This window comes from Kribbella sp. NPDC000426 (genome assembly GCF_040300265.1).
GTDB lineage: Bacteria > Actinomycetota > Actinomycetes > Propionibacteriales > Kribbellaceae > Kribbella.
This window is the reverse complement of record NZ_JBEPDK010000002.1, coordinates 189147-206980: the sequence shown is the minus strand read 5'-3', so window position 1 is coordinate 206980 and position 17834 is coordinate 189147. Positions and strand designations below refer to the sequence as shown.

General features: G+C 68.3%; 16 protein-coding genes. 9 read left to right on the top strand and 7 right to left on the bottom strand.

The genetic code is table 11. The annotated features are described in order from the left end of the window. Positions 1 to 103 precede the first annotated feature (103 nt). On the top strand, positions 104 to 1156 hold the full coding sequence (locus ABT313_RS08855; RefSeq protein ID WP_350850278.1) for a helix-turn-helix transcriptional regulator: 1053 nt from the start codon (positions 104 to 106) through the stop codon (positions 1154 to 1156). Here ABT313_RS08855 and ABT313_RS08850 read toward each other — a convergent pair. Then, positions 1143 to 2042 (bottom strand): AraC family transcriptional regulator, encoded by a 900-nt coding sequence (locus ABT313_RS08850; protein WP_350850276.1) that lies wholly within the window; start codon positions 2040 to 2042, stop codon positions 1143 to 1145. The genes ABT313_RS08855 and ABT313_RS08850 overlap by 14 nt on opposite strands. A gap of 109 nt (positions 2043 to 2151) precedes the next feature. On the opposite strand from ABT313_RS08850, the gene ABT313_RS08845 reads away from it, so the two are divergent. Next, positions 2152 to 3003 carry an SDR family oxidoreductase gene (locus ABT313_RS08845; RefSeq protein WP_350850274.1) on the top strand — a complete coding sequence of 284 codons (852 nt, stop codon included), beginning with the start codon at positions 2152 to 2154 and terminating at the stop codon, positions 3001 to 3003. 3 nt (positions 3004 to 3006) lie between these two features. Here ABT313_RS08845 and ABT313_RS08840 read toward each other — a convergent pair whose 3' ends face one another. From ABT313_RS08840 to ABT313_RS08825, 4 genes are read right to left on the bottom strand one after another with little or no spacing between them, the layout of a single operon-like run. Continuing rightward, positions 3007 to 3786 carry a fumarylacetoacetate hydrolase family protein gene (locus tag ABT313_RS08840; RefSeq protein ID WP_350850272.1) on the bottom strand — a complete coding sequence of 260 codons (780 nt, stop codon included), beginning with the start codon at positions 3784 to 3786 and terminating at the stop codon, positions 3007 to 3009. Next, the gene (locus ABT313_RS08835) at positions 3783 to 5297 is read right to left on the bottom strand and encodes a hypothetical protein (protein ID WP_350850270.1); all 1515 of its coding nucleotides are present in this window, start codon (positions 5295 to 5297) and stop codon (positions 3783 to 3785) included. The genes ABT313_RS08840 and ABT313_RS08835 overlap by 4 nt, the downstream gene beginning before the upstream one ends. A 31-nt stretch (positions 5298 to 5328) precedes the next feature. After that, positions 5329 to 6177 carry a carbohydrate ABC transporter permease gene (locus ABT313_RS08830; protein WP_350850269.1) on the bottom strand — a complete coding sequence of 283 codons (849 nt, stop codon included), beginning with the start codon at positions 6175 to 6177 and terminating at the stop codon, positions 5329 to 5331. Continuing rightward, entirely contained in the window at positions 6177 to 7049 is an 873-nt protein-coding gene (locus ABT313_RS08825) for a carbohydrate ABC transporter permease (protein WP_350850267.1), read from the bottom strand. Before ABT313_RS08825 ends, ABT313_RS08830 begins: the two co-directional genes overlap by 1 nt. A 191-nt stretch (positions 7050 to 7240) precedes the next feature. Between ABT313_RS08825 and ABT313_RS08820 the strand changes: the two genes are divergently transcribed. From ABT313_RS08820 to ABT313_RS08790, 7 genes are read left to right on the top strand one after another with little or no spacing between them, the layout of a single operon-like run. Further along, positions 7241 to 8542 (top strand): ABC transporter substrate-binding protein, encoded by a 1302-nt coding sequence (locus tag ABT313_RS08820; protein ID WP_350850265.1) that lies wholly within the window; start codon positions 7241 to 7243, stop codon positions 8540 to 8542. 1 nt (position 8543) lies between these two features. Further along, positions 8544 to 9566, top strand: a complete 1023-nt coding sequence (locus ABT313_RS08815; protein WP_350850263.1) for a Gfo/Idh/MocA family protein — start codon at positions 8544 to 8546, stop codon at positions 9564 to 9566. After that, complete coding sequence (locus tag ABT313_RS08810) at positions 9563 to 11512, top strand: heparinase II/III family protein (protein ID WP_350850261.1); 1950 nt, start codon at positions 9563 to 9565, stop codon at positions 11510 to 11512. The genes ABT313_RS08815 and ABT313_RS08810 overlap by 4 nt, the downstream gene beginning before the upstream one ends. Then, positions 11505 to 12260 (top strand): amidohydrolase family protein, encoded by a 756-nt coding sequence (locus ABT313_RS08805; protein ID WP_350850259.1) that lies wholly within the window; start codon positions 11505 to 11507, stop codon positions 12258 to 12260. Before ABT313_RS08810 ends, ABT313_RS08805 begins: the two co-directional genes overlap by 8 nt. Further along, on the top strand, positions 12257 to 13057 hold the full coding sequence (locus ABT313_RS08800) for an amidohydrolase family protein (protein WP_350850257.1): 801 nt from the start codon (positions 12257 to 12259) through the stop codon (positions 13055 to 13057). Before ABT313_RS08805 ends, ABT313_RS08800 begins: the two co-directional genes overlap by 4 nt. Continuing rightward, a complete protein-coding gene (locus ABT313_RS08795) occupies positions 13050 to 14396 on the top strand; it encodes a hypothetical protein (protein WP_350850255.1) in 1347 nt (448 codons plus the stop codon). Before ABT313_RS08800 ends, ABT313_RS08795 begins: the two co-directional genes overlap by 8 nt. Before the next feature lie 16 nt (positions 14397 to 14412). After that, a complete protein-coding gene (locus ABT313_RS08790) occupies positions 14413 to 15711 on the top strand; it encodes an aspartate aminotransferase family protein (protein WP_350850253.1) in 1299 nt (432 codons plus the stop codon). A gap of 61 nt (positions 15712 to 15772) precedes the next feature. Here the strand turns inward: ABT313_RS08790 and clpX are convergent, their stop codons facing one another. Both clpX and ABT313_RS08780 read right to left on the bottom strand, forming a co-directional pair. After that, positions 15773 to 17065, bottom strand: coding sequence for an ATP-dependent Clp protease ATP-binding subunit ClpX (gene clpX / locus ABT313_RS08785; RefSeq protein WP_134097008.1), 1293 nt, complete (start codon positions 17063 to 17065; stop codon positions 15773 to 15775). A 135-nt stretch (positions 17066 to 17200) separates the two neighbouring features. Beyond that, positions 17201 to 17812 carry an ATP-dependent Clp protease proteolytic subunit gene (locus ABT313_RS08780; protein WP_350850251.1) on the bottom strand — a complete coding sequence of 204 codons (612 nt, stop codon included), beginning with the start codon at positions 17810 to 17812 and terminating at the stop codon, positions 17201 to 17203. Positions 17813 to 17834 lie beyond the last annotated feature (22 nt).

The window sequence follows — 17834 nt, the reverse complement described above, 5'->3', positions numbered from 1 at the left end:
CGACGAAGCCGGCCGAAATCCCGTGCGGCTGGGCTCAACACCCGGCCCGAATCCCCACATTTCCGGGATAGGCGGCCCCGGTACGGCGGCGCATACTGAGCGCATGTGGGAGGGCCGGGCACGGACCGCACGCCGGGACATCGCGGCACTGGCGACATCGGGGATGGGCGTCGCCGAACTCCACGCGGCCGCGATCGAGGTGGTCGAGCGGGTCGTCGGCAGCGAGCTGACCTGCTGGGCCGGCCTGGATCCGGCCACGCTGGTGATCAGTTCGATGACCAGCGGGCAGGCCCGCATCCCCTCGGAGTACGAGCCACGGCTGGCCGAGACGGAGTACGCCGCGAACGTGCCGAACTCGTTCGCCGAGCTGGCACGGAGCGATCGCCGGGTCGCGCGGATGTCCGACCTGCCGTACCGCGAGGTCGTCGGGCACCGGCGGCTGAACGAGGTGTGGCGTCCGCTCGGGATCGAGCACGAGGTGCGGACGACGTTCACCGTCGACGGGGACTGCTGGGGTGCGGCCGGGTTCGTGCGGAGCGGCCCGGACTTCAATGATCGCGAGCTGGAGTTCCTCGGGTCGGTGGCGCCGGTGATCGGCGCGGCGACGCGGGTCGCCGTCCGGACCGATGCGCACGGGTACCGCGGAGGGGTCGGCCCGTCGATCATCGTCACCGGCCCGACCGGCGAGCCCCGGGCGATCACCGCGGCCGCGCAGACCTGGCAGGACGAGCTGAACGAGATCGCGCCCGGACGGTTCGGCGTACTGCTGCGCGCAGTCGTCACCGGCACGCGGGCGGCGGCCGGCGGGACGTTCCAGGCGCGGGTGCAGACGTCGTCGGGCGGATGGGTCGTGCTGCAGGGCAGCCGGTTGCTCGGGGACGGCGACGAAGACGTCGTGGTCACGATCGAGCCGGCGTCCGGCCATCACCTGGTCGGGATGCTGCTGGCGGCGTACGGCCTGACCACGCGCGAGCGGGAGATCTGCCTGGAGATCATCTCCGGGCACACCACCACCGAGATCGCCGATCGGCTGTCGATCTCGCCGCACACGATCCAGGACCACCTGAAGTCCGCGTTCGCGAAGGTCGGCGTCCGCAGCCGTGGCGAGCTCGTCGCCACACTGCGCCCGGAGGACCTGACCGTCAGGCCGGCGTGAGCTGTTTGCGGTACGTCCCCGGCGGTACGCCGAAGTCGCGCTTGAACGCCTTGGCGAACGCGAACTCCGACGTGTAGCCGATCTCCTTCGCGACCGTGGCGAGCGGGCGATCGTGATCACGCAACAGCCGCGCCGCGGTCGTCATCCGCCAACGGGACAGGTACGTGAGCGGCGGCTCGCCGACCGCCTCGGTGAACCGGCGCGCGAACGCGGCCCGCGACAACCCGACGTCGGCCGCCAGATCGGCAACGGTCCACGCGGCACCGGGCTTCTCGTGGATCAGCTCGAGCGACTGCACGACCGCGGGGTCGGTCAGCGCCCGCGCCCAACCCCGATCCGTCGGGCAGTCGTTGTTCTCGAACCAGGCCCGCAGGATCAGGACCAGCAGCGCATCGACGAGCGCCGGCACGACGGCCGCCGCGCCCGGGTGCTGCGCATCGAGCTCCTCGCCCAGGATGCTGATTGCCGTGTGCAACGTTCGGTGCCGGCCCGGATCCGCGGGTACGACGACGACGTCGGGCAACCGGCTCAGCACCGGGTGCGGGCGTTCGCGATCGAGCCGATAGGTGCCGCAGAGCACCAGCGACCGCGGGCCGTCTCCCTGCGGGATCTGGGCAGTCACCGGGTCGAACGTGACGACCGGCGAGCTCGGGTGGTCGACGAGCGCATGCTCGAGGCCGCGCGGCATCAGCACCACGTCGCCCGGACCGAGCGCGACCGGCTCACCCTCGATCGGCAGCACCCACGCGTTGCCCTGCAGCACAACATGGAACGTCGCACCGAACGAGTGCGCGAACCGGATCCCCCACGGCCCGCGCAGGTCGGTGCGCGCCGAGGTGGCCGGCCCGGTCCGCAGCGACGTGACCACATCAGCGAGAACATCCATAACACTCAGCGTACAAGACGATCGGACATAAACCAGCGCTCAATAGACATAGATCCGCTCGCACAGGCTGCCTACTGTCGGTGACAGACATCAACGACTAGGAGTACAGATGAGCATCGTCGTCACCGCCGCCACCGGCCACCTGGGCAACCTCGTCATCGACGAACTGCTGCAGCGGGTCCCCGCCGACCAGGTCGTCGTGGTCGCGCGGAACGCCGAGAAGGCCGCGCCGCTCGCGGACCGCGGCGTCGAGGTCCGGATCGCCGACTACAACGACCCAGCCGCGCTGGCGAAGGCGTTCGGCGCCGGGGACACCGTCCTGCTGATCTCCGGCCTCGAGCCGAACCGGGTAGACCAGCACAAGTCGATCATCACGATCGCGAAGGACGCCGGCGTCGCGCGGATCGCGTACACCAGCGTGCTCGGCGGACCCGAGGCCGACTTCGACCTCGCCGCGGATCACCTCGCGACCGAGCAGGCGATCCTCGACTCGGGGTTGCCGTACACGTTCCTCCGCAACGGCTGGTACAACGAGGTCTACACCGACCAGATCGCCGCACAGCTGGAGCACGGTGTCGTCGGCAGCGCCGGTGACGGGCGGATCGGCTCGGCCGCGCGCCGGGACTACGCGGCTGCGGCGGCCGTCGTACTGACCGGGGACGGGCACGAGAAGAAGGCGTACGACCTCAACGGCGACGCCGCGTGGACGCTGTCGGAGTACGCCGCCGAGCTCGCCGACCAGTCCGGGAAGAATGTTGCCTACAACAACGTTCCGGCCGAGACCCACCTGCAGATCCTGCTCGGGGCCGGGCTGCCGGAGCAGTTCGCGCCGATCCTCGTGGACGTCGACGCGGCGATCGCGCGCGGCCTACTGGCCGGCCGCGGCAGCGACCTCACCCGCCTGATCGGGCGCCCCACCACCCCGATCGCGGACTCGATCGCTGCCGCACTCTCCAGCTGACTCCTACGCCCTCAGAACGTTGTGCTGTTCGCCGAGACCGTCGGCCCAGACCCGGAGTACGTCGCCTTCCCGGAGGTACCGCGGCGGCTTCTGACCTGCGCCGACGCCGGCCGGCGTACCGGTGCTGATCACGTCGCCCGGGTATAGCGTCATGAACTGCGAGATGTAGTGCACCAGGTGCGCGACGCCGAAGATCATGTTCGCCGTCGAGCCGTCCTGCATCGCCTCGCCGTTCACGTCCAGCCCGAGCCTGATCGCCTGCGGATCCGGCACCTCGTCGGCGGTCAGGATCCACGGACCCAGCGGGCAGAACGTCGCCGAGTTCTTCCCCTTGTCCCATTGGCCTCCGCGCTCGAGCTGGAAGTGCCGCTCGGACACGTCGTTCACCAGCACGTACCCCGAGACGTATTCAAGCGCTTCGCCCGCAGAGCTCAGGTACGCCGCGGTGCGGCCGATCACCACCCCGAGCTCGACCTCCCAGTCGGTCTTCTCACTCCCGCGCGGGATGACGATGTCGTCGTACGCGCCGACCACCGTGTCGGGCGCCTTCATGAACAGGATCGGCTCAGCAGGTGCCTGCTGCCCGCCCTCGGCTGCATGATCGGCGTAGTTGAGCCCGACGCACACGATCTTTCCTGGATCGAGAGGCGCCGCGAGCCGGACGTCCGCGAGGTCCAGGGCGTCACCGTCGGGTGATCCGTCCGTCAGCGGCTGCACCCGACCGTCGTCGTCGAGTACGGCGTCGCGTAGACCGTCTTCGGTGCGGATCCGGAGCAGTCTCACTTGTTCCTCCAACCAGAGTTCTTCGCCCAGTTCAGGTACGCGATACCCAATGCGTGCGAGCCTTGCACCGGCTGGAGCTGGGCGGCGTCGTACACGCGCAAGGACTGCTGATAGACCAGCAGATCCTGCTCGGCGTACTCGCCCCATCGCGCACACTGCACCGCATTGGCCGGTACAGCGTCGCCCGTCCCGTCGACCCGGAACCAGACCTCGTTCGCGGACCGGATCAGCTTCTGCGTGAACGTCTTCGCGAAGATCGTCACGTCCGTGACCGGTCCCCCGTCGATCCCCGCGTCGTACGCCGCGTGCACGAACTCGGTGCTGATCGCGGCGTGGCTGAGATCCTCGATCTGCTTGGACGCCGGGTACGAGGGCGTGTACTCCGAGATCCCCGCGGTCTTCGGGTAACCGGCGTACAGCTCGCTGTACGGCGGCCAGTAGGTCCACACGTACGCGCCGTCGACGAGCCGCAGCGCGGGCTGGTACGCCTTGAGCATCTGCTGGACCCGGGTCTTGTACCGCGGCTGCTTGGTCGCGCGGAAGAGCTCGACCAGCACCTGCCCGATGCCCTGGCTCTGGTTGTACGGCTGGATCGTTCCGTCGAACGGGATCGGCGCACCCTTCGGCCACACGTAGTCGCCGGTCCCGTCCGGCCGCGAGACCCACTCCGGATCGTGGAACGCCACGGCCGCGGTGGCCGCGTCGAGGACGTCGCGCGCGAACTTCTGGCGCGAGCGGAGCTTCGGCGACTGCAACACCATCCGGGCGTAGCGCGCCAACGGGAACGCGATCATGCCGGTGTGTACGGCGAACACGTAGTACTGCGGCTGGAAGGTGATCGTGCCCGCAGCGGGCGCCGGGGCTGCCGCGGGAGTCGCGCGCAGCTCGGCGGCGGTCCAGCGCAGCCCTGCCGTGTAGGCGTTGTTGACGGCAGTCACGACGTACGTCGATGCAGTGGGGTCGAGGCTGACGCCGGGCAGCGTGACGACGGTGGTGGTGCCGGGGTTGCGGAGTACGAGGTCAAAGGTGCCGTTGGCAACGTTCGAGACCTCGGCCGTCGACTCGGCCGACCGGGAACCGGCCCAGCGGAGCTGGATCGCGGGTTTGCCGTCGCCGTCGGGGAGTACGCCATGGCCGGCGGTGTAGTTGCCCGCCGTACGCCAGACCTTGCCGGACCGGCCGGCGTAGTCGGTCACGTGGCGGGCGTGGTCAGTGGTCTTCATCAGGTGGTGGGCGCGGTCCTCGAACGTCCGCAGGTACCGCTCGTCCTGGTAGGCCTCGTACATCCGGAGCAGGCTGAGCAGGAAGTAGGACTCGCCCCAGGCATATACGCCGGCCTCGTTGTCCTGCGGGTCGGACGCGAGATAGCCGGCCTGGGCGACGTCGAAGGCTTCGGGTGAGTCGTAGACGAGTGGATCGGCGGACGCGGACAGGGCCGGAAGACCGGCCCAGGCGGCGATGCCGCCGGCGGTGGTTCCGAGAATGAGCGTGCGGCGGCTGAAAGTTTGCATGAGGGCCTCACAGGTGGACGGGGTGGGCGGTTCAGCCTTTGACTGCACCGCCCATGCTGTTGAGAATGCGTTTCTGCAGCAGGAGGAACACGAAGATCACCGGGACCAGTGAGATCACGGTGCCGGCGGCGAGACCGCGGACGTCGGTCCCGGCGACGCCGCTCAGGTAGGCGATCCCGAGCGCGATCGGGAATTTCGACTGGCTGTTCAGTACCACCAGCGGCCAGATGAAGCTGTTCCAGACCGAGACGAAGCCGAGGATCGCCAGCACGGCCAGGGTCGGCCCGACGATCGGCACGCAGATCCGCCAGAAGATCGCGAACTCGTTCGCGCCGTCCACCCGGGCAGCCTCGACGATCTCGTCGGGGATCTGCGAGAACGCCTGGCGGAGCAGGAAGATCCCGAGCGACGACAGCACCGCGGGCAGGATCACTGCGGCGAACGTGTCGGTCAGCCCGAGCTGGCTCATCACCAGGAACCGCGGGATCAGCATCAGCTCGCCGGGCAGGAACATGATCGACAGGAACAGCATGAAGAACACGCCGCGGCCGCGGAACGCGATCCTGGCCAGCGGGTACGCCGTCAGCGCGGAGACCACCAGGTACACCGGGACGGTGATGCCGACGTAGATGACCGAGTTCACCAGGAAGCGCGCGTACGGGATCGTCGTCCACGCCTCGCGGAACCAGTCGAAGACCGGGGGCCGCGGGATCAGGTCGGGCGGGAAACCGAACACGTCCTGACTGGCCGGCTTGGTCGCCGAGCTGAGCAGGATCAGGAACGGGCCGATGAACAACGCGGCCACCGCGATCAGCAACACGTAGAGGCCGATCCGGCGCCCGTTGATCCGCGGCCGGCTCCGGTACAACCGGCGGGCCATCAGCCGTCCCTCCGTCGCGTCACGAGGAGGTTGAAGCCGGCCAGAACGATCATGATCGCCCACAGCAGCAGGCCGACCGCGCTCGCGTAGCCCATGTCGTAGTCCTGGAAGGCCTTCGACCAGATGTAGTAACCGAGCGTGAGAGTCGAGTCGAGGGGCCCGCCGCGGGTCAGCACGTAGACGGACTCGAACGCGCGCATCGCCTCGAGCATGCTGAGCACGAGCGTCACCGCGAACGTCGGACGCAGCGACGGTACGACGACATGCAGCAGCCGCTGCCACGCGTTCGCGCCGTCGATCGTCGCCGCCTCGACCTGGTCGGAGGGGACGGCCTGGAGTCCGGCGAGGTAGATCATCATGAACAACCCGGCGTTCTTCCACGCCTCGAGCAGTACGACGGTCGGCAGGGCCCAGTGCCGGTCGAGGAGGAAGTCGATCGGGCCGGCGCCGAACAGGCCGAGCAGCCAGTTCACGACGCCTTCGCGGTTGAAGACGTACCGCCAGGCGACCGCCACCGCGACCATCGACGTGATCACCGGCAGGTAGTAGAGCATCCGGAACGCCTGGATCGCGCGCAGCTTCAGGTTGACCAGCATCGCCAGGAACAGCGGCGCGATCACGGTCAGCGGCAGGAACATCAGCACGAACAGCAGCGAGTTCCGCAACGCGATCCACACCCGCGGGTCGTGGCCGAGCCGGATGAAGTTGTCCAGCCCGGAGAAGCGGACCGGATGGACGATGTCGTAGTCGGAGAACGCCAACTGGATCGCGATCACCGCCGGCCAGGCGAACATCGCGGCGTAGAACAGCAGCCCGGGCAGCATGAACACGTACGGCGTGTACCAGTGCTGCCCGACTACACGTCCTCGCATGGGTCGCCCCTCGTGTCTGAAACCTAGCTTTCAGATTCCCGGATGTTCGGAACCGTAACGCACGAACGCGGCCGCAGGAAGCGCTAACTCCCAGAAAGTTCTGCGATCTTCCCTTGACTCCTCCCAATTGATGCCGAACACTCAGGTGTCTGTAAGTCAGGTTTAGGACATTCCGTTCTGAGGAGCCACTGATGGCCCGATCCCTGCTCAGGTACCTCGCGGTGGGTGCCGCCCTCGCGCTCGCGCTGTCCGGCTGCGTCTCGGGCAAGCCGGCCGGCGGTGACGAACCGAAGCAGCAGTCCAGCGACGCGTACGCCGGCGACGTCGAGTGGTGGACGATCAACCTGCAGAAGAACTACGGGCCGGACATCCAGAAATGGATCGACGCGTACCAGCAGGAGCATCCGAAGGTCCACATCAACTGGGTGGACGTACCGGGCGCGGACATCACCACCAAGCTGCTGGCCGCGATCGCCAGCGGGAAGGTCCCGGACGTCGTCAACTTCACGTCCGCGACCACCGGGCTGTTCGCCGGCTCGATGGCGGACCTGGGCTCGCTGTTCAGCCAGGACGACATCGCCGCCTACCTGCCCAACCTGGCCCAGCCGTTGGTTGTCGACGGCAAGCGCATCGCGATCCCCTGGTACAACGGCGGTACGTCGCTGTCGTTCTACAACAAGGATCTGCTGGCCAAGGCCGGCTTCGACCCGGCCAAGCCGCCGAAGACGTACGACGACGCGCTGACGCTCGCGGCGAAGTACCACGACGCGACCGGGAAGTCCGCGACCAACTTCATGGCTTATTCGAGCGTGGTCCAGGCCGACGGCATCCCGCTGCTCTCGGACGACGGGAAGACGGCCGCGTTCAACACCCCGGAGACACTCGCGCTGGTGGAGAAGTTCAAGCCGCTGTTCGCGTCGGGTGCGATCGCGCCCGGGAGCCTGAGCCAGAACCCGCGGGACCTGCCGCAGTCGCTGGAGAACAAGCTGATCGCGTTCAACCCGGCGGCCGTTTCCAGCTCGCTGCTGAACGTCGAGAAGAACGCACCCGCCGTCTACTCCTCGATCGTGGTCGGTCCCCCGGTGACCGGTGCCGACGGCAAGTACTACATGTCCGGCCAGCAGGTGATGGGTATCCCGGCGAAGTCCGACAACCAGGCCGCGGCGGCCGCGTGGCTCAAGTACGTCGCCGCACCCGAGCAGCAGCTCGCGCTCTGCAAGCTCGTGCCGATCTACCCGTCGTCGGTGAAGGCGCTCGCCGACCCGTTCTTCACCGACATCTCCGGGAACACGCCGGCCGACCAGGCCCGCAAGATCTTGGTCGACACGTTCAAGACCAGCGTGGACGCGTCGATGGGTTCGGGCAACGACGAGCAGCTGCGGCAGCTGTTCGACGACCAGGTCCGGGCGTACATGTCGGGTACCAAGACGGCGAAGCAGGCACTGGACGACGCCGAGAAGGCGTGGAACGAGACACTGGCGAAGGGTAAGTAGCGTGTTGCGGATCGGGATTGTCGGAGCCGGGATCATGGGGCGGGGCAACGCGTTGTCGTTGTCCGGCCGGTCCGATGCCGAGATCACGGCGGTGACCAGCCGGTCGGCGGATTCGGCCGGGCAGCTGGCCGGCGAGATCGCCGGACGCGGCGCGCCCCGGCCCACGATCCATCCCGACCTCGACGCGCTGCTGGCCGACGAGGCGGTGGACGCCGTCGTACTCACCACTCCGGATCACGTGCACGGCGAGATGATGGTGCGCGCGGCCGAGGCCGGGAAGCACATCCTGGTCGAGAAGCCGATGACCACGTCGGTCGCCGAGGCCGACGCGGCGGTGAAGGCGATCCGCGAGAACGACGTGATCGCGATGTGCCTGTTCAACCATCGCTGGGTCCCGGCGTACGCGCAGGCCTACGAACTGCTCGCGGATCTCGGCGAGGCCGCCGTCGCGTACGCGCGCAAGGACGACACGATCTTCGTGCCGACCGAGATGCTGTCCTGGGCCGATCGGACGACGTGCGCGTGGTTCCTGTCCAGCCACGACATCGACCTGGTCTCGTGGCTGCTGCGCGACCAGGTCCGCCGGGTCTACGCGACTGCCCGCTGGGGCAAGCTGCGGTCGCTCGGGATCGACACCCCGGACGCGATCCAGATCCAGGCGGAGTACTCACGCGGCGCGGTCGCCACGTTCGAGTCGGCGTGGATCTATCCGAACACGTTCCCGACCACGGTGGACTCGTACGTCGCGGTCATCACCGACAACGGCGTCGTCCAGCTCGACCGGCAGAAGGAGAGCGTCGTACTGGCTCGTCCGGAGGGCTACAGCTACCCGAGGAACATGCTGCAGCGGGTCATGCACGGGATCCCGGCCGGTGCGTACGCCGACGCGATCGCGCACTGGGTCGACTGCTGCCGGACCGGGCGGCAGCCGTTGATCACGATCGAGAGCAGCCGCGACGTGACCGCCGTACTCGAGGCTGCGCACCTGTCGATCGAGACCCGGCAACCGGTCGAGGTCGCATGAGTGGCGGGCCGGAGAAGCCGCGGCACATCGACGAGCGGATCACTCAGGTCGACCTGCTGGAGGCCTTCGGGTCACCGGTGGACGATCTGGCTGAGCTCCGAACTTTCGTTGGATCCCGGATGCAGCGTCCGGCGTGGCCGTTGCCGGACGCACCTGACGGCGTAATGGAGGCTGCGGCGCCGTTGCTCGAGGGTGTGGACGTGACCGGGAAGGGGCTTGGCCGGTCGCAGCTGTACGGCTTCCACTACCTCGGCTGGCTGAAGCCTGGCGTCGATGCCTGGCTGCTGACGGGCGACGAGAACTATCTGCGGGCCTTCGAGCGCCACCTGGACGAGTGGGTCGAACAGCGCGACTCGGTCATCGGTGAGTGGCCGGGACTGGACGTCATCTGGTACTCGCTCGGCACGTGGGCACGCTGCCGGAACTTGCTGCCGACGCTCGAGGTACTGACACCGTCCTCGCTGTCCGATCGAGCGTGGGGCCGGCTGCTCGCGACGCTGGTCGGTGGAGCCCGGTGGGCGTACCACGAGCATGACGTCTTCCGGCACGGGAACTGGCAGTTGGTGTGTGCGACCGAGCTGCTGCATATCAGCGCCGTACTGCCGTCGCTGGTGGAGTCGGCGGCGTGGGCTTCGCGGGCGCGTCAGCGGATCCAGGAACATCTGATGCTCGATGTCTATCCGGACGGCGGGCACTACGAGCGGTCGCCCGGGTACCACGGGATGGTGCTGAGCGCGCTGCAGACGGCGGCGCGGATCGACTCTGCGGTGGCGGCACATCCGCGGTTTGCCGCGATGCATACCTGGTTCCGCGAGTTGGTGTCGTCGGGCGGATGGGTGCCGCATCTACAGGACAGCGGAATCGTCTGGCCGGCCGCGATGCTGGAGCGTGGCGCTTCCGTCCCGGACAAGCCTTTGCCTTTGGCAACTGTACTGCCGGAGTCGGGGTACACGATCCTGCGCAGTGACGAGCTGCGGGCGGTGATCAATCACGGTCCGCATATCGAGCACGAACTGGAGTCGCACTCGCATCGCGCCGTCCTCGACCTGGTGCTGGACGGGTGGGGCGAACCGTTGCTGTGGGAGGCCGGTGGTCCGCCGAGCTACGACGATCCCGGCTATCTGACCTGGTACCAGTCGGGTCGGGGCCACAACACGGTCCTCGTCGACGATCGCGAGCTGTCGACGGATCGCCAGGTGTCGGTCGACCCGCTCATCGACAACGGTCGGGTGGCAGTCTTCTCCGGCCGCCATCACGGCAACGGGCTGGAGCAAGCGCGCACGATCGCGATGGTCCGCGAGGAGCCGGCGTACGTCGTCGTGACGGACAGGGCGAGCGGACCGCACACCTTCCGCGCCATGTGGCATGCACTCCACCCCTGGCAGCAGGTCGGCCCGCTCGCCTATGCGGCAGGACCGCTGCTGCTGGCGGAGGTAGGTGATCCGGCGAGGACGATCGCCAGTACGACGGAGGGCACTGCCCGCCGACCGGTCGTGGAGTCTCAGACGGCTGAGTACGGTCCGTTGTATTCACTCACGTTGGAGCGCGCGAGCGGCGACTTCACAACAGTTCTCGTGCCGCATGCCGACGACGTAGTAGTCACCCGGATGGACGATTGTCTGCGTGTCACCATCGGCACCACGACCGACCTCCTGACCCCCTCAACCTGGACCCGCTCGGTCAACGGGAAGTTGTCCTGGGCAACCGGTTGGCGGGTGCGGGAGCTGCCGTCGCTGGTGCGCGCCACCGACGACATCGACGTCACGGTCGAGGGGACGCGGTACCACCTCGCCTGTTCCGGACGCTGCGGCCTGTGGGTACGGGCCTCGGGCGAGCTCCGCCTCAACGGAATCGCCATCGACGCAGCGATCGAGGACGGCTGGGCGCACTTGACGCTGCCATACGCAGGCGCGTGGACTGTTGACGGGGGGATGGCTCATGGATGAGGTCACAGCTGGGTGGTTCGATGCGCGGGTCGTGACCGGCCCGCATCCGGCCAGCTTGCAGCCGGCGACCGACCGGGATGCGATAAGCGCGCATCTCGACCGGTTCGCGCTGTCGGGCGCCCTGGTGAGTGCGATGGCCTCCTGGCTGCACGACCCGATCGGCGGTAACGCGGAGGCGACCGCCCTCGCGCACAGCTTGGCCGACCGCGGCGTACTCGCGTGCTGGAGTGCGGTCCCCGCCACCCCGGGCGAACTGGACTCGCTGCGGCAGCTGGTCGAGCGCGCGGTCGACGAAGGCGTCGCGGCCTTCCGCATCCACCCGGCCTCGCACGGCTTCCCCCCCAGCCTGCTCGACGAGCTGTACGCCGCGATGCAGGCCGACCAGCTGCCCTTGTGTATCGACTCCGCCGAGATCACCTGGCCGGAGCTGACGGCGATCGCGGCCCGCTACCCGGAGCTTGCGATCGTCATCTCGAATCTCGGCTACCGCAAACTCCGCGAGCTCTGGGCCGCACTCGATGGTCACACCAACATCTACATGGACCTGGTCGACTTCGCCGCACACCAGGGCGTCGAGTGGCTCGCCGCCAACGACCTCGCCGACCGGCTGCTGTTCGCGACCGGTCTCGGGCTGCGCGATCCCGGCGAGAGCGTCGTACGGCTGGCGTGGTCGGGTCTCGACGATGCGACGGTCCGGCTGGTCGGCGCCGGCACCGCGAGTCGGCTCTTCACCGGAGGCCGCTCGTGATCGGGCGCCGGCCGACGCACCGGACCATCGACGTCCACGCGCATCTCGGGCCGTACTCGTTGTTCTACATCCCGGACCCGGACGCCGCCACGATGGTCGCGGTGATGGACCTGACCGGCACCGAGGTCACGGTGCTCTCGGCCAATCGGGCTATCCAGCAGGACGCGCATCTCGGCAACTCGCAATCGCTGGCCGCCGTCGACGCGCACCCGGGCCGGATCGCGGCGTACGCGGTGATCAATCCGTGGCAGGACCCGGAGCGCGAGCTCGAGCGGCTCGCGGCCGACGAGCGGTTCGTCGGGATCAAGGTGCACCCGTCCCTGCATCGCTATCCGGTCACTGGGGCGCGGTACGCCGCGGTCTGGGAGTTCGCGGAGTCGACCGGCTGTCCGGTGCTCAGCCACTCCGAGCATCAGTCGGCGTACGACGCTCCCGCGATGTTCCAGACGGTCGCCGAGCGCTTCCCGGGTGCCGCGGTCATGCTCGGCCACGCCGGTATCACCCCGGCCGGCGTGGCCGAGGCGATCGAGGCCGCGAGCCGGTACGAATCGCTCTGGCTGGAGGTGTGCGGCTCGCAGATGACCGGTCCGATGATCGGCGCGATGGTCGAGCAGGTGGGCAGCGGGCGGGTCCTGTTCGGCTCGGACTTCCCCTTCATCGACCAGCGCATGTCGCTCGGCCGGGTGGTGTGCGCGCCTCTGACGGACAGTCAACGTCAAGATGTTCTCAGCGGGAACGCCCGCAAGCTGTTCCGGTGGCGGCCGCTGCCGGGAGAACGAGGGGTTGACGATGAGTGACGATACCGAGCCGGTGGCTGGTGAGCGCGTACCGGCGGTGACCGTTGGACTGTTCGGGCCACGTCGCCTGGTGAAGACGATGGCCGAGGTCGGGCAGGAGGTCGCGGAGCGGTCCGCGCACGGCGTGCGGTTCCTCACCGGCGGGTACGACGACCAGTCCGACGCCGAGGAGCGCTACCTGCGGCTCCGCGACCGGATCGACTCGGCCGTCTTCCCCGGCCCGTGGGCGTTCGACCTGGCGACCACCGGCCACTGGCTGACTGTCCCGTCGACTCACCTCCCACTGACCGGCGCCGCGCTGTACGCCGCCCTGCTGCGCGCCTCGCTCACGATCGAGGACGTCGACCTCAGCCGGGTCAGTATCGACTCGCTCTCCCTCGCCGACGTCACCGAGGCGTACGGCGAGATCGGCCTGGACACGGCCCACGTCTACGACGTCCCGTACGACGGGCCCGAGTCGGTCGACGGATTCGCGGCGTTCCACCGGGACAAGTGGGAGCGCCAGCACACCACGGTCGCGCTGACCACGATCCTGTCCGTGGAGCGCGAGCTGCGGGCCGACGGCGTACCGGTACTGCGGATCGCGCCGACGCGGTCGAGTGTGCGGGACGCGCTGGAGACCGCCGTACTGCTCGGGCAGGGCACGCGGATGGGGGCGCACCAGCTGGCGATGATCGCCGTACAGGTCATTCCTTCGGGGGCCGAGTCCGGCGACTACTGGCAGCAGGAGCTGGCGCTGTCGACCCACCAGAAGCTGCTCGCAGAGGCACGGCAGGTCGGTGCGTCGGTGGCGCGTCGGTCGGACACGCTGTTCCTCGTCACCACCACGCATGGCGCACTGGTCCGGCTGACCGAGCAGTTCACCGTTGCGCCGTTCCTGAGTGCGTTGACGGCGCAGCTCGGCGTACCGGTCGCAGTGGGTGCCGGCACTGGCCAGACCGCTCGTGCGGCCGAGGCAAACGCGCTGATGGCTGTGGAGGACTCAGTTGCTGCCGGCGGCAAGGTCGCCGTGTACCTGGACGGCGGCAGCGACCGGCTGGACCTGGAGCCTGGTCCTGCAACGGCTGACGCTGCTCCGGTTGACAGCGCTCCGCTCGATCAGAGGGCGCTGGAGATCGTCACGTCGATCGCATCGGCCATGAGCGCCACACCGGGCCGGCAGCTGGTTGTGGACGTCGAGAGCGTCGCCGCGATCATGCAGGTCACTCAACGCACCGGACGTCGCATGCTCAAGGAGCTGGTCGAGGCAGGTCTTGCGTGGCCGTTGCCACCGGCCAAGTCCACCGGCGGCGGCCGTCCGCGCCAGCAGTTCCGCCTGCTCACCGAGAAGCTCGACTGACGCCCCAGGAGGCTTTGTGCACAGGACCCACGACCAGGCCGACCGCCTGTACAAACGCGCCCGGCAGGTGATCGCCGGCGGAGTCTCCAGCGACGCACGCCGCGCCGATCGGCCGCTGTTCGTGGACCACGCCAGCGGCGCAGAGCTGTGGGACGTGGACGGCAACCGCTACCTGGACTACGTGCTCGGCCAAGGCCCCAACCTGCTCGGCCACGCCGCACCGGTGGTCGCCGACGCGGTCTCGACGCAGGTACGCCGCGGCGTCGCGTACGCCGCCCAGCACGAACTGGAGTCCGCTGTCGCGGAACGCCTCTGCGCCATGGTGCCCGCAGCGGAGCTGGTCCGCTTCAACAGCGTCGGCTCGGAGGCGGTGCACGGTGCGATCCGGCTGGCCCGCGGTCACACCGGCCGGCCCAAGATCGTGAAGTTCGAGGGCAACTACCACGGCTGGCTCGACCCCGTGCTCTACAGCGTGCACCCGGACCTCGCATTGGCCGGTGACGCCCGCCATCCGACCGCAGTCGGCGGTACGGCGGGCCAGCCGCGCCATGACGCCGACGACCTCATCGTCCTCCCGTACAACGACCTGGCCGCCGTCTCGGACGTGCTGCTGCGGTACGGCGACGAGATCGCCGCCGTCATCCTCGAACCCCTGCTGTGCAACACCGGCTGCATCACGCCTCGACCCGGTTATCTCGAGGCGCTGCGGGAGCTGACGAGGCAGCATGGTTCGTTGCTGATCTTCGACGAGATCATCACCGGCTTCCGCGTCGCTCCGGGCGGTGCCGGCGAGCTGCTCGGCGTCGTACCCGATCTGGCCGCGTTCGGGAAGGCGATGGCCGGCGGGATGCAGGTGTCCGCGCTGGTCGGCTCGGCCGAGGTGATGGGGACGATTGCTGACGGCAAGGTCGCGCACGCGGGCACGTTCAACTCCCACCCGGTCGGGATGGCCGCGGCTGACGCCGTACTGCGTCAACTCGACGAGAACCGCGACGACGTCTACCCGTCGCTCAACGCGACCGGCCAGCGGTTGATGGCCGGCCTGCGCGCCGCAGCCGCCAAGCACGGCGTACCGCTGCTGGTGGACGGTCCGGGTCCGGTGTTCCAGACCTACATCACCGACCAGCCCGAGGTAGTCGACTACCGGTCGTTCGCGGCCTGCGACCGGGCCGCGATGGCTCGGTTCCACGCCGGACTGTTCGCGGCCGGGATCAACATCGTCCCGCGCGGCCTGTGGTTCCTGTCCACCGAGCACACCGCGGACCAGGTCGACGAGACCGTCGCGGCAGCGGAGTCGGTGCTGGCCGCCCTGTAAACGAGAAGGAGGCCGGAAGTCCGCCGTACAGCGGACTCCGGCCTCCGTTCGTCGTGTTCTGTTACGCGCTCTTCTCGCGGCGCTTGGTGCGCTCGATCTGGTCACGCGGGATCAACGTCGGGTTGACGTTCTCCAGTACGACGTCGCCGGTGACGACGACCTTGGCGACGTCCTCGCGGCTCGGCACCTCGTACATCACGTTGAGCAGGACCTCTTCCATGATCGCCCGCAGGCCGCGGGCGCCGGTGCCGCGCAGCAGCGCCTGGTCCGCGATCGCCTCGACCGCGTCGTCGCTGAACTCCAGCTCGACGTTGTCGATCTCGAACAGCCGCCGATACTGCTTGACCAGCGCGTTCTTCGGCTCCGACAGGATCTTGATCAGCGCCTCGCGGTCCAGCGGCGACACCGTCGTGATGACCGGGAGCCGGCCGATGAACTCGGGGATCAGCCCGAACTTGAGCAGATCCTCCGGCATGACGTCGGCGTACCCGCCGAGCTCCTTGGGCTTCTCCGGCTCACGGGAGGTGTTGAAGCCGAGGGTCTTCTTGCCGACCCGCTGCTCGACCATGTGGTCCAGACCGGCGAACGCGCCGCCGACGATGAACAGCACGTTGGTCGTGTCGATCTGGATGAACTCCTGGTGCGGGTGCTTGCGGCCGCCCTGCGGCGGGACACTCGCGGTGGTGCCTTCCAGGATCTTCAGCAGCGCCTGCTGGACGCCCTCACCGGAGACGTCGCGGGTGATCGACGGGTTCTCGCTCTTGCGGGCGATCTTGTCGACCTCGTCGATGTAGATGATCCCGGTCTCGGCCTTCTTGACGTCGTAGTCGGCCGCCTGGATCAGCTTCAGCAGGATGTTCTCGACGTCCTCGCCGACATACCCGGCCTCGGTCAGGGCCGTCGCGTCCGCGATCGCGAACGGGACGTTGAGCATCCGGGCCAGCGTCTGGGCGAGATAGGTCTTGCCGCAGCCCGTCGGGCCGATCAGCAAGATGTTGGACTTGGCCAGCTCGACGGCCTCGTCCTTCGCGTGCCGGCCGGCGCTCGAGGCGCCCTGACCGTCGCGGACCCGCTTGTAGTGGTTGTACACCGCTACCGCGAGCGCCTTCTTCGCCACGTCCTGTCCGACAACGTACGCGTTGAGGAAGTCGTAGATCTCCCGCGGCTTCGGCAGCTCGGTGAGACCGACCTCGGAGCCCTCGTTCAGCTCCTCCTCGATGATCTCGTTACAGAGATCGATGCATTCGTCGCAGATGTAGACGCCGGGACCGGCGATGAGCTTCTTGACCTGCTTCTGACTCTTGCCGCAGAACGAGCACTTGAGCAGGTCGCCGCCGTCACCAATGCGTGCCACCGGGACAGATCCCTTCTATGCGCAGTCGGACCGTTTCGACGGTACCCCGTCACGGGCTAAAAAACCGCGCTCGCCACCGGGTTGTGACTACGCCGGTGGCGAACGCGTCGAGCTCTTGACAGCCCGTCAGGCTGGTCAGACGCCGGCCGGGACCGGGGTCTTGAGGGTCTGCAGGACGTCGTCGATCAGGCCGTACTCGATGGCCTGCTCGGCGGTCAGGAACTTGTCCCGCTCGATGTCCCGGGAGACCTCCTCGCGGGACTTGCCGCTGGCGTCGGCCAGCATGGTCTCCAGCAGCGCACGCAGGCGGAGAATCTCGTTCGCCTGGATCTCGATGTCGGAGGACTGACCGTAGGTGCCCTCGGTAGCCGGCTGGTGGATGATGATCCGGCTGTTCGGCAGGGCGAGGCGCTTGCCCGGCGTACCGGCCGCGAGCAGCACCGCCGCCGCGGAGGCCGCCTGGCCGAGGCACACCGTCTGCACGTCCGGCTTGATGTAGCGAACGGTGTCGTAGATCGCGGTCAGCGCCGTGAACGAGCCGCCCGGAGAGTTGATGTAGATGCTGATATCGCGGTCGGAGTCCATCGACTGCAGGCACAGCAGCTGCGCCATAACCGCGTTCGCGATCTCGTCGGTGATCGGCGTACCGAGGAAGATGATGCGGTCCTCGAACAGCTTCGTGTAGGGGTCGATCCGGCGCATGCCGTACGACGTGCGCTCCTCCCACTGCGGGATGAAGTAATTCATGGTGCGTCCTTAACTGGAGTGG

Coding starts and splice junctions, on each gene's coding strand:
- ABT313_RS08795 (WP_350850255.1), top strand. CDS start 13,050: ATGAGTGACGATACCGAGCCGGTGGCTGGTGAGCGCGTACCGGCGGTG.
- ABT313_RS08855 (WP_350850278.1), top strand. CDS start 104: ATGTGGGAGGGCCGGGCACGGACCGCACGCCGGGACATCGCGGCACTG.
- ABT313_RS08845 (WP_350850274.1), top strand. CDS start 2,152: ATGAGCATCGTCGTCACCGCCGCCACCGGCCACCTGGGCAACCTCGTC.
- ABT313_RS08810 (WP_350850261.1), top strand. CDS start 9,563: ATGAGTGGCGGGCCGGAGAAGCCGCGGCACATCGACGAGCGGATCACT.
- ABT313_RS08805 (WP_350850259.1), top strand. CDS start 11,505: ATGGATGAGGTCACAGCTGGGTGGTTCGATGCGCGGGTCGTGACCGGC.
- ABT313_RS08780 (WP_350850251.1), bottom strand. CDS start 17,812: ATGAATTACTTCATCCCGCAGTGGGAGGAGCGCACGTCGTACGGCATG.
- ABT313_RS08850 (WP_350850276.1), bottom strand. CDS start 2,042: ATGGATGTTCTCGCTGATGTGGTCACGTCGCTGCGGACCGGGCCGGCC.
- ABT313_RS08835 (WP_350850270.1), bottom strand. CDS start 5,297: ATGCAAACTTTCAGCCGCCGCACGCTCATTCTCGGAACCACCGCCGGC.
- ABT313_RS08820 (WP_350850265.1), top strand. CDS start 7,241: ATGGCCCGATCCCTGCTCAGGTACCTCGCGGTGGGTGCCGCCCTCGCG.
- ABT313_RS08825 (WP_350850267.1), bottom strand. CDS start 7,049: ATGCGAGGACGTGTAGTCGGGCAGCACTGGTACACGCCGTACGTGTTC.
- ABT313_RS08830 (WP_350850269.1), bottom strand. CDS start 6,177: ATGGCCCGCCGGTTGTACCGGAGCCGGCCGCGGATCAACGGGCGCCGG.